Raw genomic sequence first — 15,060 nt, forward strand, 5'->3', positions numbered from 1 at the left:
CGCCATGGACGCCACCGAACTGCGAAGCCGTACCAGGGACTTGCTCGACGCGCACCCGCCGGCCGGCACGGCACCGACCGACTTCCTGAAGGCCCGCTTCGACGCCGGGCTCGCCTGGGTGCACTTCCCGGCCGGCCTCGGCGGGCTCGACGCCCCGCGCTCCCTGCAATCCGTCGTGGACGCCGAACTGGCCGCCGCCGGCGCGCCCGACAACGACCCGCGCCGTATCGGCATCGGTCTCGGGATGGCCGCGCCCACCATCCTCGGATTCGGCACCGAGGAGCAGAAGCGCCGCTTCCTGCGGCCCCTGTGGGTGGGGGAGGAGGTCTGGTGCCAGCTGTTCAGCGAGCCGGGCGCCGGGTCCGACCTCGCCGCGCTGGGGACCCGCGCGGTGCGGGGCGGCGACGGTGACGGCGCCGGCGACTGGATCGTCAACGGTCAGAAGGTGTGGACCTCCAGCGCCCATCTCGCACGCTGGGCCATCCTCATCGCCCGTACCGACCCCGCCCTGCCCAAGCACCGGGGCATCAGCTACTTCATCTGCGACATGACCGACCCCGGCGTCGACGTCCGGCCGCTGCGCCAGATAACCGGCGAGGCCGAGTTCAACGAGGTCTTCCTCACCGACGTCCGGATCCCCGACGCCCACCGGCTCGGCGCGGTCGGCGACGGCTGGCAGGTCGCCAGGACCACCCTCATGAACGAACGTGTCTCGATCGGCGGCGCCCGGCTGCCGCGCGAGGGCGGCATGATCGGCCCGGTCTCCCGGACCTGGCGCGAACGCCCCGACCTGCGCACCCATGAGCTGCACCAGCGGCTGCTCACCCTCTGGGTGGACGCCGAGGTGGCGCGCCTGACCGGTGAACGGCTGCGCCAGCAACTCGCCGTGGGCCGGCCCGGACCCGAAGGCTCGGGCCTGAAGCTGTCGTTCGCCCGGCTCAACCAGGAGATCAGCGGACTCGAAGTCGAACTGCTCGGTGACGAGGGCCTGTTGTACGACGACTGGACGATGCGCCGCCCCGAGCTGGTCGACTTCACCGGCCGGGAGGCCGGCTACCGCTATCTGCGCTCGAAGGGCAACTCCATCGAGGGCGGTACGAGCGAGGTACTGCTGAACATCGTCGCCGAACGCGTCCTCGGCCTGCCCGCCGAGCCGCGCGACGACAAGGACGTCGCATGGAAGGACCTCACCCGATGAGCGGCCCCGAGGACGCGCCCGACCTGCTGTACTCCGAGGCGGAGGACGACCTGCGCGCCGCCGTACGGTCCCTGCTCACCGACCGCGGCGATGTTCCCACCGCGCTCGCCCGCGCCGAGTCCGGCGCCCCGTACGACCCCGTCCTGTGGACCTCGCTGGCCGCCGGGATCGGCGCGGCGGGGCTGCTCGTACCGGAAGCGCTCGGCGGCCAGGGCGCAGGCCATCGCGAGGCGGCGGTGGTGCTGGAGGAGCTGGGCCGGGCGGTGACTCCCGTGCCGTATCTGACCAGTTCGGTGATCGCGACCCAGACGCTGCTCGCCTGCGGTCCGGACAGCGCCAAGCTGCTCCGCGCGCTGGCCGAGGCCCGTACCGTCGCCGTCCTCGCCGTCCCGCTCTCCACCGGACCGGGCGCCCCCCTGCCGGGCACGGCTCCCGGAAGCCCGGTCAGGGCCGTCGCCGACGCCGCGACCGCCGACGTCCTGCTCGTCCTCGCCGCCGACGGGCTGTACGCGGTCGGGACGTCGGCGCCCGGCGTCACCGTCCGGGCGCAGACCCCGCTCGACCTGACGCGCCCGCTGTCCACCGTCACCGTGACCGGTACCGCCCTCGCCGCCGGGACCCGGCTCGCCGACCGGGACGCGGCCGAGGCCGCCGTACGACGCGGACTGCTGGCCGGTGCAGGGCTGCTCGCCTCCGAACAACTCGGCCTCGCCGAATGGTGTTTGACCGAGTCGGTGCGGCACACCCGCGAACGGCACCAGTTCAACCGTCCCATCGGCTCCTTCCAGGCACTCAAGCACCGGATGGCACAGCTGTGGCTGGAGGTCGTCTCGGCCCGCGCCGCCGCCCGCGCCGCCGCCGACGCGCTGGCCACCGACAGCCCCGGCGCACCCCTCGCGGTGGCCGTCGCCCAGGCGTACTGCGGCCGGGTCGCCGTGCACGCGGCCGAGGAGTGCGTCCAGCTCCACGGCGGCATCGGGATGACCTGGGAGCACCCGGCGCATCTGTATCTCAAGCGGGCCAAGTCCGATGAGATCGCGCTGGGTTCGACCGGAGCGCACCGCGACAGCCTCGCGGCGCTCACCGGACTGCCGGCCCCCGGAGCCCCGACGCGGTAGTTCCGGCCGCCCTTCGACCGGGATACCACCTGGACAAGCACCCCTTTACATACTGTTTAATTGCGAGTCGTTCGCAATAACGTGTGATCTTCAGTAGGGGTGTGGAATCCATGACCGCCCGTTCGATACGTGGCACGGTCGCGGCGGCGCTGGCCGGTTCGCTGGCCCTCACCGCCGTGGCCTGCTCGAACCCGGACAGCGGCTCCGGCGACGGCGGTGGGGACCAGGAGTCCGCCGTCGTCGGGATCGCCTACGAGCCGGACAGCCTCAGCCCGCTGCTCGGCTACGGCAAGGACGGCAACTCCAAACTCTTCGACGGTCTGCTCGCCGTCGACGGAGACATGAATCTGAAGCCCGCGCTCGCCTCCGCGCTTCCCGAGGTCGCCGCCGACGGCATGACCTACACCTACCGGCTGCGCGACGACGTGAAGTTCAGCGACGGCAAGCCCTTCAGCGCGGCGGACGTCGTCTTCACCTACCGCACCATCCTGGACGCCGGGACCAGCAACCCGTCCAAGACCGAACTCGCGGCCATCGAGGACGTCACCGCGAAGGACGCGAACACCGTCGTCTTCACCCTCAAGTACCCCTACGCGCCGTTCGCCCAGCGGACCGTGCTCCCCATCGCGCCGGAGCACATCGCGGGCAAGCAGGACGTCAACTCCGGGCCCTTCACCAGCAAACCGGTCGGCACCGGGCCGTATCTGCTGACCAACTGGTCCAAGGGCGAGAAGATCAGCTTCAAGGCCAACCCCGACTACTGGGGCGGCGAGGCCGAGGTGAAGAAGTTCACCATGGCGATCATCAAGGACGACGACGTACGCGCCACCCGGCTGCGCGCCGGTGACCTCGACGGCGCGATCCTGCCGCCGAACCTCGCCAAGGGCTTCGAGAACGACAAGGGCAGGAAGACGTACGCCGCCACGACGTACGACTACCGCACCGTCACCCTGCCGACGCACAACAAGGTCGCGGGCGACACCGCCGTACGCCGCGCGCTCGACGTCGCCGTCGACCGCGAGACCATGGTCGACAAGATCCTCGACGGCGCGGGCAGGGCCGCCTACGGTCCCGTCCCCACCGACAGCGAATGGTTCGCCAAGGGCACCGAGCGCCCGCACGACCTCGCGCGGGCCCGGAAGATCCTCGACGAGGCGGGCTGGCGGGCCGGCGAGGACGGCATCCGTACCAAGGACGGCGTACGCGCGAGCTTCCCGCTCTGGTATCTGACCGGCGACAAGCTCCGCCAGGACCACGCCCTCGCCTATGCCTCCGACGCCAAGAAGGCCGGCATCGACATCAAGACCCAGGCCGGGACCTGGGAGGTCATCGAGCCGCGGATGAGGACGGACGCGGTCCTGGCGGGCGGCGGAGCCCCCGGCGACCCGGACTTCGACCAGTTCGGCCTCCTCAACTCCGGCCTCGCCGGGGACGGCTTCAACAACATGGCCTGGTACGACAACCCGGCCGTCGACAAGGCGCTCGACACCGGCCGCGAGAGCGGGGAGAAGGCCGCACGCAAGGCCGCGTACGACACCGTCCAGCGGGAGTTGGCCAAGGACCCCGGCTACACCTTCCTCACCCACATCGACCACATCTACGTCGTGAACGACACCTGGGGCACCCTCACCACCCAGGTCGAACCGCACGACCACGGACTCGCGTCCGGCCCCTGGTGGAACATCGAGCAGTGGGCCCGCACGCCGTGAGCCGCCGCCTCCCGTGGGGGGCGATGGCCCGGATGACGGGGCGGCGGATGCTGTTCGCCGCCCCCGTCCTGCTGGTCGTCACCTTCGGCGTCTTCGCCGTGGCCGCCGCCTCACCGTTCGACCCCGTCAAGGCGTACGCCGGCACCGCCGGACTCTCCGCCTCGCAGGAGACCCTCGACCAACTGCGCGCCAACCTCGGCGTCGACCAGGCACTCGTCCCGCGCTGGTGGGAGTGGCTGACCTCGGCCGTCACCGGCGATCTCGGCGACTCCAGCGTCATGCGCAGACCGGTCGCCGACGTGATCACCGAACGCCTCGGCTGGTCCGTGCTCCTGGCCACCACCGCCTTCGTCCTCGCGATCCTGCTCGGCACCGCGCTCGGTGTCGCCGCCGCCCGCCGCCCCGGCGGCTGGCTCGACCGCTGCGTCAGCTCGGCCGCGTACACCCTGGAGGCCGCGCCCGCGTTCTGGCTGGGGCTGCTCGCGATCTGGTTCTTCGCCCTGCGGCTGGGCGTCCTGCCCGCAGGCGGACTCACCGACTCGGGGAGCGACATCGTCACCTTCGGCCAGGTCGCCTCGCACCTGGTGCTGCCGGCCGCCGTGCTCGGTGTCTCCCAGATGCCGTGGTTCTACCTCTACGTACGACAGGGGGTCGCCGACGCGCTGGAGGAGGACCCCGTACGCGGGGCACGCGCCCGGGGACTGAGCGAGCGCACCGTGCTCGTCGGTCACGCCTGGCGCTCCGGGATGCTGCCGATGCTCACCCTCATCGGCTCACGCGTCCCCGAACTCATCACCGGCGCGCTGCTGATCGAGACCGTCTTCAGCTGGCCGGGCATCGCGGCGGCCACCGTCGAGGCGGCGACATCCGTGGACTTCCCGCTGCTGGCGGCGCTCACCGTGCTCGCCACGGCGGCCGTGCTCCTCGGCAATCTGCTCTCCGACCTGCTGTACGGACTCGCCGACCCGAGGGTGGGCTTCGATGGCTGACACCACCGGCACGGACACGACCGGCACCACCGGCACGGACACCACCGGCACCAGGGCCGCCCCGCCCGGCGCGGTATGGCGCTCGCGCGGACGCAGCCGCCGCTCGACACGCTCCGTGCGCGCCGTCACCTCGGCCGTCGTCGTCGTCGCGGTCGCACTGGCCGTGCTGATCGTCCCGCCCGTCGTCCAACTGGACGAGCAGGCCGTCGACCTCGCGCTCAAGCTCCAACCGCCGTCCCTGGCCCACCCGTTCGGCACCGACGACGTCGGCCGCGATCTGCTCCTGCGCTGCGTGTACGGGTTGCGCGTCTCGCTGCTCGTCGGACTGGTCGCCGCGCTCGTGGCCACCGTCATCGGTACGGCCGTCGGCGCCGCCGCCGCGGCCTTCGGCGGCTGGACCGACCGTGTCGTCATGCGGCTCGTCGACACCTTCTCCTCGGTGCCGCATCTGCTCCTCGGCATCTTCATCGTCGCGATGTTCCGCCCCGGCGTCTGGCCGGTGATCGTGTCGGTCGCCCTCACCCACTGGCTCTCCACCGCCCGCATCGTCCGCTCCGAGGTCCTGTCGCTGCGCTCCCGCCCCTATGTGGACGCCGCGATCTCCGGCGGCTCCTCGCGATGGCGGATCACGGTGCGCCATCTGCTGCCCGGGGTACTGCCGCAGGCGGGCCTCGCCGCCGTACTGATGGTGCCGCACGCCATGTGGCACGAGTCGGCGCTCTCCTTCCTCGGCCTCGGGCTGCCCAGCCATCAGGCGAGCCTCGGCAATCTCGTACAGACGGCGCGCGGTTCGCTGCTGGCCGGCGACTGGTGGCCCACGCTCTTCCCCGGGCTGTTCCTGATCGTCCCGACCCTCGCCATCGCCGGGCTCGCCGGCGTGTGGCGCGAGCGGATCAATCCCCGCCGCCGATCGGAGCTGATGCTGTGACCACGCCCGCGCCCCCGGCGGAGACCTCCACGCCCGCCACGTCCGCCGTCCCGTCGCCCGTTCTCTCCGTACGCGGCCTCGGCGTCCGCTTCCGGATGCGCGGCGGCCGGCACATCGCGGCCGTCACCGACGCCACCTTCGCTCTCGCCGCGGGGGAGTGCCTCGCGCTCGTCGGCGAGAGCGGCTGCGGCAAGTCCGTCCTCGCCTCGGCGCTCCTCGGACTGCTCCCCGGCAACGCGCAGACCACCGGGTCCGCCCTGCTCGGCGGCAGCGGCCCGCCCGTGGACCTGCTCGCCGCCGACGAACGGACCCTGGCGCGTACGGTACGGGGCCGGCGCATCGGCCTCGTACCGCAGAGCCCGGCCGCCCACCTCACCCCCGTACGGACCGTACGGTCCCAACTGGTGGAGGCGCTACGCGAGTTGACCGGCGACCGGGGGCCCGTACTCGCCAAGGCCGCCGAGGCCGCCGCCGAACGCGCGGCGTACCCCGCCGACCATCTCGACCGCTACCCGCACGAACTCTCCGGCGGACTCGCACAGCGCGCCGCGACCGCGCTCGCCCTCATCGGCGACGCCCCGCTGCTGCTGGCCGACGAGCCGACCACCGGACTCGACCGGGAACTCGTCGACCGTACGGCCGACGAACTGCGCCGCCACACCGACGACGGCCGTGCCCTGCTGATGATCACCCACGACCTGGCGGCGGCCGAGCGGATCGCCGACCGGGTGGCCGTCATGTACGCGGGCCGGATCGTCGAACTCGGCCCAGCGGCAGGCTTCTTCGGCGGCGACGGCCCGCGCCACCCCTACGCGCGCGGTCTGCTCGACGCCCTGCCCGAGCGGAAGTTCACCGCAATCCCCGGTATGCCGCCCGAGCTGGGCGATCTCCCCGCCGGGTGCGCCTTCGCCGCCCGCTGCCCGCGCGCCACCGAGATCTGCGCCACCCCGCCCGCCCTGACCCCGGGCCCCGGCCGGGCGGTCGCCTGCCATCACGCCGAGGAGCGCGTCGATGCTTGAACTCCTCGGCATCACCGCCGGATACGGACGCGGCGCCCCCGTCGTCAAAGGCGCGTCCCTCACCGTCGCCCCCGGCGAGTCGGTGGGACTCCTCGGCCCCAGCGGCTGCGGCAAGTCGACCCTCGCCCGCGTCGCCGCCCTGCTGCACCGCCCCGACGCGGGCACCGTCACCCTCGACGGCGAACGCGCCACCGGCTGGCGCCATCGCGCCCCCAAGGCCCAACGCACCGCGATCGGGGTCGTCTTCCAGCAGCCCAGGCTGTCGGCCGACCCCCGGCTGCGGCTGAGCGATCTGATCGCCGAGCCGCTGCGCGCGGGCGGACGACGGGACGAAGTGGCCGACCGGGTGGGGGAGTTGGCGCACACGGTCGGACTCACCGACGACCTGCTCGGCCGTCGGCCGCACGAGGTCAGCGACGGCCAGCTCCAACGCGCCTGTCTCGCCCGCGCGCTGGTGCTGCGCCCGCGCTGGCTGGTCTGCGACGAGATGACCGCGATGCTCGACGCGTCGACCACCGCCGCGCTGGTCACGGTGGTCGAGGAGTACCGGAGCGCCCAGGGCGCCGGGCTGCTGGCCGTCGGCCACGACCGGGTGCTGCTGGAGCGCTGGTGCGACCGTACGGTCCGCTGGCCGGAGATCGCCGAGGCTGTCTGAATCACAGCCGACGGGTCGCCGAACAGTGCGTAAGCCCTTGTCTCTTGAGGTTTGTGGCAGTGGATACCAGGCGAGGTCCTAGGTCGTCGTGTCCGCCGTAGCCCCGTCCCCCCAGACTTCGGAGACATCATGGCCCTCACCACCCGACGCAGAGCGGTGACCACCTTCGCCGCCGCGTTCGCCGGAGCCGTCGCCATACCCTCGTACGCCCACGCCGACGGCCCCCAGCCGGCGGCCCTCGCCACGGGGCGGGGCGGCGGCCACCAGCCGCTGCGCCGCGCCCACGCGCACAACGACTATCTGCACGAGAGGCCCTTGCACGACGCGCTGTCGCACCGCTTCACCAGCGTCGAGGCCGATGTCTTCCTGGTCGACGGCGAGTTGCTGGTCGCCCACGAGCCCGAGACGCTCGACCCGACGCGTACGCTCCGCTCGCTCTACCTCAATCCGCTGCGCGACCGAGTGCGGGCCAACGGCGGCGCCGTGTACCGGGGGAACCACCGGCCGGTGCAGCTGCTCATCGACATCAAGACGGACGGCGTCGCCGCCTATCTGGAGCTGCACCGCCAACTGCGCGCCTACCGCTCCATGCTGAGCACCTACTCGCACGGCGCGGTACGGTACGGCGCCGTCACCCCGGTCATCTCCGGCGACCGCGCCGCCCGCGTCCCGATGGAGGCGCAGCGGACCCGGTACGCCTTCTACGACGGCCGGCTCGAAGACCTCGGCAGCACGGCGCGCGCCTCGTTCATCCCGCTCATCAGCACCAACTGGACCACGAGCTTCAGCTGGCTGGGGGTCGGTGAGTTCCCCGCCGCCGAGCGCGCCGAACTGCACCGCATCGTCCGCGCCGCCCATCGCCGGGGTCAGCGCGTCCGGTTCTGGGCGACCCCCGACCTGGCCGGTCCCGCCCGCGACGCCGTGTGGTCCGAACTGCTGGCGGCCGGGGTCGACCACCTCAACACGGACGACCTGGCAGGCCTGGAGAGCTTCCTCGCCGAGCACGACCGCTGACCGGCCGGCCGTCGGCCCGCCGGTGGAAAACAACCGGCAGTCAACCCGTACGGCCTACACGCCAGTTGCCTGAACGCCCCCTCCGCTCCGCCAGACTGACGGCCGAATGCCGCAATTCCGGCGCGGCGGAGGAGGTTGGCGATGGCCATTTCGATCTCGGTGATCCTGCTACTGGCACTTCTGACCGTGATCTTCGTGCGCAACAGCGGACTCAAACTGTGGCACGCGACCGTCTGTGTGCTGCTCGGCTTCTTCCTCGCGGGCACCAGCATGGCGCCGACCATCCAGGACGGGATCAACTCCACGGCCGACGTGGTGAGCAGCCTCCAGCCCTGAGCGCCGGCCCCGGTCGCCGGGCGGCGGCCGTCAGGCGACCGCGCAGGCGGTGACGGCCGCCTGGGTGGCGGTGGCGGCCGTCGTGGTCGCGGCTCCACTCGCGTTCGCGGACGTGACGGCGGCGGCAGCGGCCTCCGTCGCGGTGGCTGCCGCCTCGGCGAGCGCGGCGGCGGGCTGGGTCGCCGCGATGGCGGCGGCGACGGCCTTGACCGCGGCGGCGGACGAGGCCGCGTCGGCCTTGGCGACATCGGCGGCGGTGGCGGCGTTGGCCGCGGACGCGGCGGCGGCCGTCGTGGACGCCGCGCAGGCGACGGGATCGGGAAGGGCCGAACTCGGGGCGGTGGTACGGGTGTCGGCCTGGGCGCCGGCCGTGGCACCGACGGTCAGGGCGAGCGCGGCGAGAGCGGTGGCGGCGATGCGTCGAAGCGTCATGAGGGAATCCCTGTCTGCTGAAGGGTGAGCCCGCGCTGCCCGGCGCAGGGGCCGGACAACGGATTCCGCCGGAACGGGGAACCGAGGTGGCTCACCCCGGAAGCACAACACCCGCCGACTCCCGTGTCCTGTCGGCAGTTGGGCGCATCCCGCCGCGGACCCCGCCGGGGACGGCACCGCCATCCGCCCCGGAGCGCCTGCTCAGCGGGGGTGGCGCGGCCACACCGCGGCCCGTCCGGTCGCCGCCCCACCGGCCCAGCCGATCTCCCCGTACGAGTCCGGGACTCGCCGCCGTACGCCTCGGATCACCCGCCGTACGGCTCGGCTCGGATCACCCGGGAGCGGATCAGGAACCGCACCCCTTCCGGCGCCTCCAGCGAGAAGCCGCTGCCCCGCCCCGCCACGACATCGACGATCAACCGGGTGTGCCGCCACGCCTCGTACTGGCTCACCGACATCCAGAACGGCACCGGCTCCGTGACGCCGTCGACCTCCAGGGACTCCAGGAGCACGTCCGAGTTCCCCGTACGGAACTCACCGGCCGGGTAGCACATGGGCGCGCTGCCGTCGCAGCAGCCGCCGGACTGATGGAACATCAGCGGCCCGTGGTCCGCCCGCAGCTGTCGAATCAGATCGGCGGCTGCGGGTGTCACCTCCACGCGCGCGGTCTCTTCTTCACTCATCCCGCCAGTAGAACGCACCCAACGTTGCATGAAGGTTGCGTGCCCGTGGGACAGTCTTCTGAATTGCCATCAGATAATTTATGACCGGGTATACCGCGGGGCACCAAGTGGTGCTATTTATATAGAGTCCATGACCCCACTCATCGGAGAAGTACTCGTGCGCTCGAAAAGACCACTCATCGCCGCACTTCTGGCAATGGTCGTAGCCGCAACCGTAGCCCCCACAGCGACCGCGGCACCGAAGGCGGCCGGTAAGTACGTCGCCATCGGCGACTCCTACGCGGTCGCCCCCGGTACGCGTACCTACGACAACCCCGACGACCCGTGCCGGCGCGGTCCGCTGACCTACCCGCGGCTCTGGGCCGCCCAGCACGCGGACACCGCTTTCGTCGAGGCCTCGTGCTCCGGCGCCACCACGGCCGATGTCGTCAGCACCCAGATACCGCAGCTGACCGCCGACACCACACTGGTGACGGTGCAGGTCGGAGGCAACGACGTCGGTTTCGTCGATGTCCTGACGAACTGCATCCTCACCATCGACGACGCGGACTGCATCGCCGGTGTCGAGCTGGCGAAGCAGGCCGCGCAGGGCGCGCTGTCCCCGGCGCTCGCGCAGACCTACGGCGCGGTGCGGGCCGCCGCCCCGTCGGCCAAGGTCGTCATCGTCGGCTACCCGCGGCTCTACAAGATCGGCGGTTCCTGCGGAATCCTCGGTCTCAGCGACGCCGAGCGTTCGGCCATGAATTCAGCGGCCGACGTACTGAACGACATTATGGCGAGCCGTGCGGCCGAGGCCGGATTCACCTTCCTCGACCCGCGTCCCGCATTTGACCCGCACGCCCTCTGCTCGGGTGGTTCGGAATGGGTCACGAGTCTGGAGTGGGACAAGATCAACGAGTCCTACCACCCGAATGTCGAAGGGCACAGGGACGGATATCTGGCAGCCCTGAACGCCATTACGGGCTGACTGAAATCAAATTGATCGAGAACGGCTGAGAAACGGTGGGGGCATTCCGCGACCGAGCGGAATGCCCCCGCTGCTTCTCAGGGGGCACCGCACCTCATGGCGTCACCGGCACCGGCGGCTCGTCACCCACCAGCATCTGGGAGGCGGCCAGTTCGCGGTACAGCACATCGGCCTCGACCAGTTCCTGATGGGTCCCGGTGCCGCGGACCCGGCCGTGTTCCAGCACCACGATCTGATCCGCGCCCGTCACCGTGGAGAGCCGGTGCGCGATCAGCAGCACGGTGCAGCGCCGCGCCGCCTGCTCGACCGCCTCGCGCAGCGCCCGCTCGTTGTTCGCGTCGAGCTGCGCCGTCGCCTCGTCGAGCAGCAGCACCTCGGGACCGCGCAGCAGAGCGCGCGCGATGGCCAGCCGCTGCCGCTCGCCGCCCGACAGCGCGACGCCCCGGCTGCCGACCTCCGTCCGCAGCCCGTCGGGAAGCCGCTCGATCAGCGCGTCGAGCCGGGTCAGCCGCAGCACTTCCGCGATCTCCTCGTCCGTCACGCCGGAGGCCGCGTAGGTGAGGTTGTCCTCGATCGTGCCCGCCATGACGGGCGACTCCTGCTCGACATAGGCGATCCGGCGGCGCACCTCGGCGCGCGGCAGCGTGGCGATGTCCACCCCGCCGATCAGGATCCGGCCGGCCGCCGGCTCGTAGAACCGCTGGAGCAGGGCGAACATGGTGGTCTTTCCCGCACCCGAGAGCCCCACCAGCGCGCTCTGGGTACCGCCGCGCACCGTGAACGAGATCCCGCGCAGCGCGGGGGAGCGGTCCGGGTAGGAGAAGTGGACACCCCGGAACTCGACGGGCGGCGCGTCCTCGCCGTCCCAACGGCCCGCGCGCGCGGCCCCGTCGGTGCCCGTCCCGTCGGTGCCCGTCCCGTCCGTGCCCGCCCCTTCGGTGCCCGCGCCGTCCACGTCGTCCTCGATCGGCATCCTCCCCACCTGCTCGATACGGCCCACGGCGCCGAGCCCCTGCTGAAGCATCCCCAGGCCCGCGACCAGCGAGCCGATCGGGCTCGCCAGATAGAACACGTACAGCAGGAACGCGATCAGCGCCGACGCCTCCAGACTCCCCGAGGCGACCAGCGCGCCGCCCACCCCGAGCACGGCGAGGAACGCCGCCTGGATGGAGACGCCGGACAGCACCTTCACCATCGCCACGTACCGCGCGCCGACCAGACCCGCGCGGTACGCGCCGTCGACGGCCTCTCCCGCGAACGCCGTCTCCCTGCCCTCCGCGCCGTTGGCCTTCACGGTCCTGGCCGCGCCCAGCGCCCGGTCCAGCGCCGCGCCGACCGCGCCGATCGACTCCTGCGAGCGGGCGACCGCCTCCCGGATACGGGGCAGGATCAGCACCATCACCAGCGTGACACCGAGCAGCACCGCCACCGTCACCCCGAGCAGGCCCACATGGACCAGACCCATCAGGACGACCGCGCCCAGGATGCTGAGCACCCCGTTGGCGACCATCACCAGACCCTCGGTCGCGGCGTTCTGCACCAGGGTGCTGTCGGAGGTGACACGCGAGATGAGATCGCCCGGCGCGCGCCGGTCGAGTTCGGGCACCCGCAGCCGGATCAGCCGGAACACCAGATCCCGGCGGATCTGCCGCACCACCCGCTCGGACGTGCGCTGTTGCCACCAGGACTGGAGCCCGGTGAGCACCGCCCCCAGGACGACCAGGGCCGCCAGGAGCAGTACGGGTCCCATCACCCCGGTGCCGTCGCCGAGTCCGTCCAGGACGTGCTGCGCCACCAGCGGCTGTACGAGACCGGCCCCGCTCGCCGCGAGGAGGAGCAGCAGGGTGGCGCACAGGACGAGGCGGTGCGGCCTGGCGTAACCGAGCAGGACGCGCAACGGAGCCGTACCTGACGGTTCGTCGATCACGCCGGCGTCTTGGGCGGGTTCGGTGCGGGGGGCGGACGGGGCGGTGGCCGAAGTCATGGGGGGTCCCGTGGTAGCGGTCGGGGAGGTCAGTGGGGGAGGAGCCGGACGGGGGCGTGCCGCGCCGCGATCCGTTCGAGATGGTCGGCGGCGGCGGACCGGCCGCCCGCCGCGCGCAGCGACCGGCCGATGGACTCGGCGGCGGCCCGGTGACCGCCGGCGTCGTCCAGCACGGTGCCGATCGCGGCGCCGAGGCGCGCGGCGTCCACCCGGCGGAAGCGGACCCGCACACCGGCGCCCGCGTCGACCACCTGGCCCGCGACGATGGGCTGGTCGTCCCGGATCGGGGCGAGCACCAGCGGCAGTCCGTGCCACAGCGTCTCGCACACGGTGTTGTGCCCGGCGTGGCAGACGACCGCGTCGGCCCGTGCCAGCAGGTCGAGTTGGGGCACGTGCTGACGCACGATCACCCCGGGCGGTACGGCTCCGAGGGTGCCGCCGGGATCGACCACGACCCCCTGCACCCGGTCGCCGAGCGCGTCCAGCGCGGTCACCGCCTCGGTGAGGAAGCGGCCTCCGGCATCCGCGTTGGCCGTGCCGAGCGAGACGAGAACGAGCCGGCGCGAAGGGTCGAGAAGCTCCCACGGGAAGTCCGAACCCCCGGCGCGCGGCGCGACGGCGGGACCTACGAGATGGATCTCCGCGTCCGGCAGCGGCGCGTCCCCGACCAGCTCGCGCCCGGTGAAGGCGATCACGCCGTGCGGCGAGAAACGCGGATCGCCGGACGCGGCCGGATCACCGATCCGGGCGCGCAGGGCGCCGAGCAGTCCGGCCAGCCAGGCACCCACCTTCGGCAACTCCGCGAGCGGGTCGACGAGTTCGGCCGACGTACTCGCGGAGGTGACATGCGTGATCCCGCGCCGCTCGGCGACCAGCGCGCCCGCGACGGCGTGCTGGTCGCTGAACACGGCGTCGGGACGGAACGCGTCGATCGCCGCGTCGACGCCCGGCGCCATCAGATCGGCGAGCGGGACGAAGAACTTCTCCCACAGATGCTGGAAGGCGGCCGGTCCCGCGAGGCCAGGCGGGCGGCTCAGCCCGCCGTCCGGCATCGCGCACTCGTAGACCTGGGCGCCGGAGCCCGCGAGCGCGCGGATCTGGTCGCCGTACCCGGCCCACGCCACCTGGTGCCCCCGGCCCAGGAGTTCGCCGGCGACGGCGGCCAGCGGGTTGGTGTGACCGACCAGTGGGGGGACGACGAACAGGAACCGTGTCACCGCACCGCCTCGGCCAGGGTGTGTTCCCGTACCCAGCGCAGGATCAGGTCCTGGGTCTCCTCGGTGCGCTCGACCAGCACCGAGTGGCCCTGCTCGGTGAGGACCACGGTGCGGCACGACATCAACTTGGCCTCCAGCTCCGGTACTTGGGCGCTGAGCCCGGACTCGTCGCCGAAGATCGCGAGCACCGGGCAGCCGTCGAGCGCGTCGAGACCGTCGTCGATGACACGCCCCGCCGGGACCTCCTCGGCCAGGGTGGTGGTGGCCAGGATGCGGCTGGCCCCCCGGGAGAGCCGGGCGGTGTGCGCGCCGTGGTTCGCCGAGATCCAGCCGATGACCTCCTCGCGCGCGAGCTGGGTCTTGGCGTCGGTGAGTCCGTCGGCCATGTGCCGGGTCCACTCCGCCACCGGCGGCTCGGACTCGATCATGGTGACGGTGGCCACCCGGTCGGGGTGCCAGGCGGCGAACGCCGTCGCGATCGTGCCGCCGAAGGAGTTGCCGACGACATGGACCCGGCGTGTCTCGCCGAGCGCGTCGAGCACGCCGACGAGATCCCCGACGAACGATTCGAGGCGGTATCCCGTGGCCGGCCGGTCGCTGCGGCCGTGGCCCCGCAGGTCGTACATGATCACGTCGATGCCCGCCGCCGCGAACGCCGGGCCGAGCGTGAAGTAGTAGCTGGCCAGGCTGTCCGTGAGCAGACCGTGGACGAACACCACGACCGGTGTCTCGCCGCCGTCCGCCGGCGGGTTCGCGGCGGGCAGCCGCTGGACGTGGGTGGTGATCTCGCCCGTACGTATCTTCGCCATCG

Annotated in this window: 15 protein-coding genes; 10 read left to right on the forward strand and 5 right to left on the reverse strand. The window is 72.3% G+C overall.

What is annotated here, in order from left to right:
- Positions 1 to 4: 4 nt before the first annotated feature.
- The 9 genes from ACFYNU_RS30780 to ACFYNU_RS30820 all read left to right on the forward strand — a co-directional run bounded on the left by ACFYNU_RS30780 (position 5) and on the right by ACFYNU_RS30820 (position 8,966).
- Positions 5 to 1,198 carry an acyl-CoA dehydrogenase family protein gene (locus ACFYNU_RS30780; RefSeq protein ID WP_356592706.1) on the forward strand — a complete coding sequence of 398 codons (1,194 nt, stop codon included), beginning with the start codon at positions 5 to 7 and terminating at the stop codon, positions 1,196 to 1,198.
- Positions 1,195 to 2,316, forward strand: coding sequence for an acyl-CoA dehydrogenase family protein (locus ACFYNU_RS30785; RefSeq protein ID WP_356592708.1), 1,122 nt, complete (start codon positions 1,195 to 1,197; stop codon positions 2,314 to 2,316). The genes ACFYNU_RS30780 and ACFYNU_RS30785 overlap by 4 nt, the downstream gene beginning before the upstream one ends.
- A 110-nt stretch (positions 2,317 to 2,426) precedes the next feature.
- Positions 2,427 to 4,025: an ABC transporter substrate-binding protein gene (locus tag ACFYNU_RS30790; protein WP_356592750.1), complete on the forward strand. Its 1,599-nt coding sequence runs from the start codon at positions 2,427 to 2,429 to the stop codon at positions 4,023 to 4,025.
- 23 nt (positions 4,026 to 4,048) lie between these two features.
- On the forward strand, positions 4,049 to 5,014 hold the full coding sequence (locus ACFYNU_RS30795) for an ABC transporter permease (protein WP_356592710.1): 966 nt from the start codon (positions 4,049 to 4,051) through the stop codon (positions 5,012 to 5,014).
- Positions 5,007 to 5,942 (forward strand): ABC transporter permease, encoded by a 936-nt coding sequence (locus tag ACFYNU_RS30800; RefSeq protein ID WP_356592712.1) that lies wholly within the window; start codon positions 5,007 to 5,009, stop codon positions 5,940 to 5,942. The genes ACFYNU_RS30795 and ACFYNU_RS30800 overlap by 8 nt, the downstream gene beginning before the upstream one ends.
- Positions 5,939 to 6,961 carry an ABC transporter ATP-binding protein gene (locus ACFYNU_RS30805; protein ID WP_388767816.1) on the forward strand — a complete coding sequence of 341 codons (1,023 nt, stop codon included), beginning with the start codon at positions 5,939 to 5,941 and terminating at the stop codon, positions 6,959 to 6,961. Before ACFYNU_RS30800 ends, ACFYNU_RS30805 begins: the two co-directional genes overlap by 4 nt.
- Entirely contained in the window at positions 6,954 to 7,616 is a 663-nt protein-coding gene (locus tag ACFYNU_RS30810) for an ATP-binding cassette domain-containing protein (RefSeq protein WP_356592714.1), read from the forward strand. Before ACFYNU_RS30805 ends, ACFYNU_RS30810 begins: the two co-directional genes overlap by 8 nt.
- A gap of 129 nt (positions 7,617 to 7,745) precedes the next feature.
- Positions 7,746 to 8,630, forward strand: coding sequence for a phosphatidylinositol-specific phospholipase C/glycerophosphodiester phosphodiesterase family protein (locus tag ACFYNU_RS30815; RefSeq protein WP_356592716.1), 885 nt, complete (start codon positions 7,746 to 7,748; stop codon positions 8,628 to 8,630).
- Between the two features lie 141 nt (positions 8,631 to 8,771).
- A complete protein-coding gene (locus tag ACFYNU_RS30820) occupies positions 8,772 to 8,966 on the forward strand; it encodes a hypothetical protein (RefSeq protein WP_356592718.1) in 195 nt (64 codons plus the stop codon).
- 30 nt (positions 8,967 to 8,996) lie between these two features.
- Here the strand turns inward: ACFYNU_RS30820 and ACFYNU_RS30825 are convergent, their stop codons facing one another.
- Positions 8,997 to 9,398, reverse strand: coding sequence for a hypothetical protein (locus ACFYNU_RS30825; protein ID WP_356592720.1), 402 nt, complete (start codon positions 9,396 to 9,398; stop codon positions 8,997 to 8,999).
- A gap of 305 nt (positions 9,399 to 9,703) precedes the next feature.
- The gene (locus tag ACFYNU_RS30830; RefSeq protein WP_356592722.1) at positions 9,704 to 10,081 is read right to left on the reverse strand and encodes a DUF779 domain-containing protein; all 378 of its coding nucleotides are present in this window, start codon (positions 10,079 to 10,081) and stop codon (positions 9,704 to 9,706) included.
- 196 nt (positions 10,082 to 10,277) lie between these two features.
- Here ACFYNU_RS30830 and ACFYNU_RS30835 point away from each other — a divergent pair, with 196 nt between their 5' ends.
- Positions 10,278 to 11,048 (forward strand): SGNH/GDSL hydrolase family protein, encoded by a 771-nt coding sequence (locus ACFYNU_RS30835; protein WP_356592724.1) that lies wholly within the window; start codon positions 10,278 to 10,280, stop codon positions 11,046 to 11,048.
- A 94-nt stretch (positions 11,049 to 11,142) separates the two neighbouring features.
- Here ACFYNU_RS30835 and ACFYNU_RS30840 read toward each other — a convergent pair whose 3' ends face one another.
- From ACFYNU_RS30840 to ACFYNU_RS30850, 3 genes are read right to left on the reverse strand one after another with little or no spacing between them, the layout of a single operon-like run.
- A complete protein-coding gene (locus ACFYNU_RS30840; protein ID WP_356592726.1) occupies positions 11,143 to 13,032 on the reverse strand; it encodes an ABC transporter ATP-binding protein in 1,890 nt (629 codons plus the stop codon).
- A gap of 29 nt (positions 13,033 to 13,061) precedes the next feature.
- Positions 13,062 to 14,249 carry a glycosyltransferase gene (locus ACFYNU_RS30845; protein ID WP_356592728.1) on the reverse strand — a complete coding sequence of 396 codons (1,188 nt, stop codon included), beginning with the start codon at positions 14,247 to 14,249 and terminating at the stop codon, positions 13,062 to 13,064.
- On the reverse strand, positions 14,246 to 15,058 hold the full coding sequence (locus ACFYNU_RS30850) for an alpha/beta hydrolase (RefSeq protein WP_356592730.1): 813 nt from the start codon (positions 15,056 to 15,058) through the stop codon (positions 14,246 to 14,248). The genes ACFYNU_RS30845 and ACFYNU_RS30850 overlap by 4 nt, the downstream gene beginning before the upstream one ends.
- Positions 15,059 to 15,060: the final 2 nt, after the last annotated feature.

The sequence above is a fragment of the Streptomyces sp. NPDC006643 genome (genome assembly GCF_042870175.1).
Lineage (GTDB): Bacteria > Actinomycetota > Actinomycetes > Streptomycetales > Streptomycetaceae > Streptomyces.

Coding starts and splice junctions, on each gene's coding strand:
- ACFYNU_RS30780 (WP_356592706.1), top strand. CDS start 5: ATGGACGCCACCGAACTGCGAAGCCGTACCAGGGACTTGCTCGACGCG.
- ACFYNU_RS30785 (WP_356592708.1), top strand. CDS start 1,195: ATGAGCGGCCCCGAGGACGCGCCCGACCTGCTGTACTCCGAGGCGGAG.
- ACFYNU_RS30790 (WP_356592750.1), top strand. CDS start 2,427: ATGACCGCCCGTTCGATACGTGGCACGGTCGCGGCGGCGCTGGCCGGT.
- ACFYNU_RS30795 (WP_356592710.1), top strand. CDS start 4,049: ATGGCCCGGATGACGGGGCGGCGGATGCTGTTCGCCGCCCCCGTCCTG.
- ACFYNU_RS30800 (WP_356592712.1), top strand. CDS start 5,007: ATGGCTGACACCACCGGCACGGACACGACCGGCACCACCGGCACGGAC.
- ACFYNU_RS30810 (WP_356592714.1), top strand. CDS start 6,954: ATGCTTGAACTCCTCGGCATCACCGCCGGATACGGACGCGGCGCCCCC.
- ACFYNU_RS30815 (WP_356592716.1), top strand. CDS start 7,746: ATGGCCCTCACCACCCGACGCAGAGCGGTGACCACCTTCGCCGCCGCG.
- ACFYNU_RS30820 (WP_356592718.1), top strand. CDS start 8,772: ATGGCCATTTCGATCTCGGTGATCCTGCTACTGGCACTTCTGACCGTG.
- ACFYNU_RS30825 (WP_356592720.1), bottom strand. CDS start 9,398: ATGACGCTTCGACGCATCGCCGCCACCGCTCTCGCCGCGCTCGCCCTG.
- ACFYNU_RS30830 (WP_356592722.1), bottom strand. CDS start 10,081: ATGAGTGAAGAAGAGACCGCGCGCGTGGAGGTGACACCCGCAGCCGCC.
- ACFYNU_RS30835 (WP_356592724.1), top strand. CDS start 10,278: ATGGTCGTAGCCGCAACCGTAGCCCCCACAGCGACCGCGGCACCGAAG.
- ACFYNU_RS30840 (WP_356592726.1), bottom strand. CDS start 13,032: ATGACTTCGGCCACCGCCCCGTCCGCCCCCCGCACCGAACCCGCCCAA.
- ACFYNU_RS30850 (WP_356592730.1), bottom strand. CDS start 15,058: ATGGCGAAGATACGTACGGGCGAGATCACCACCCACGTCCAGCGGCTG.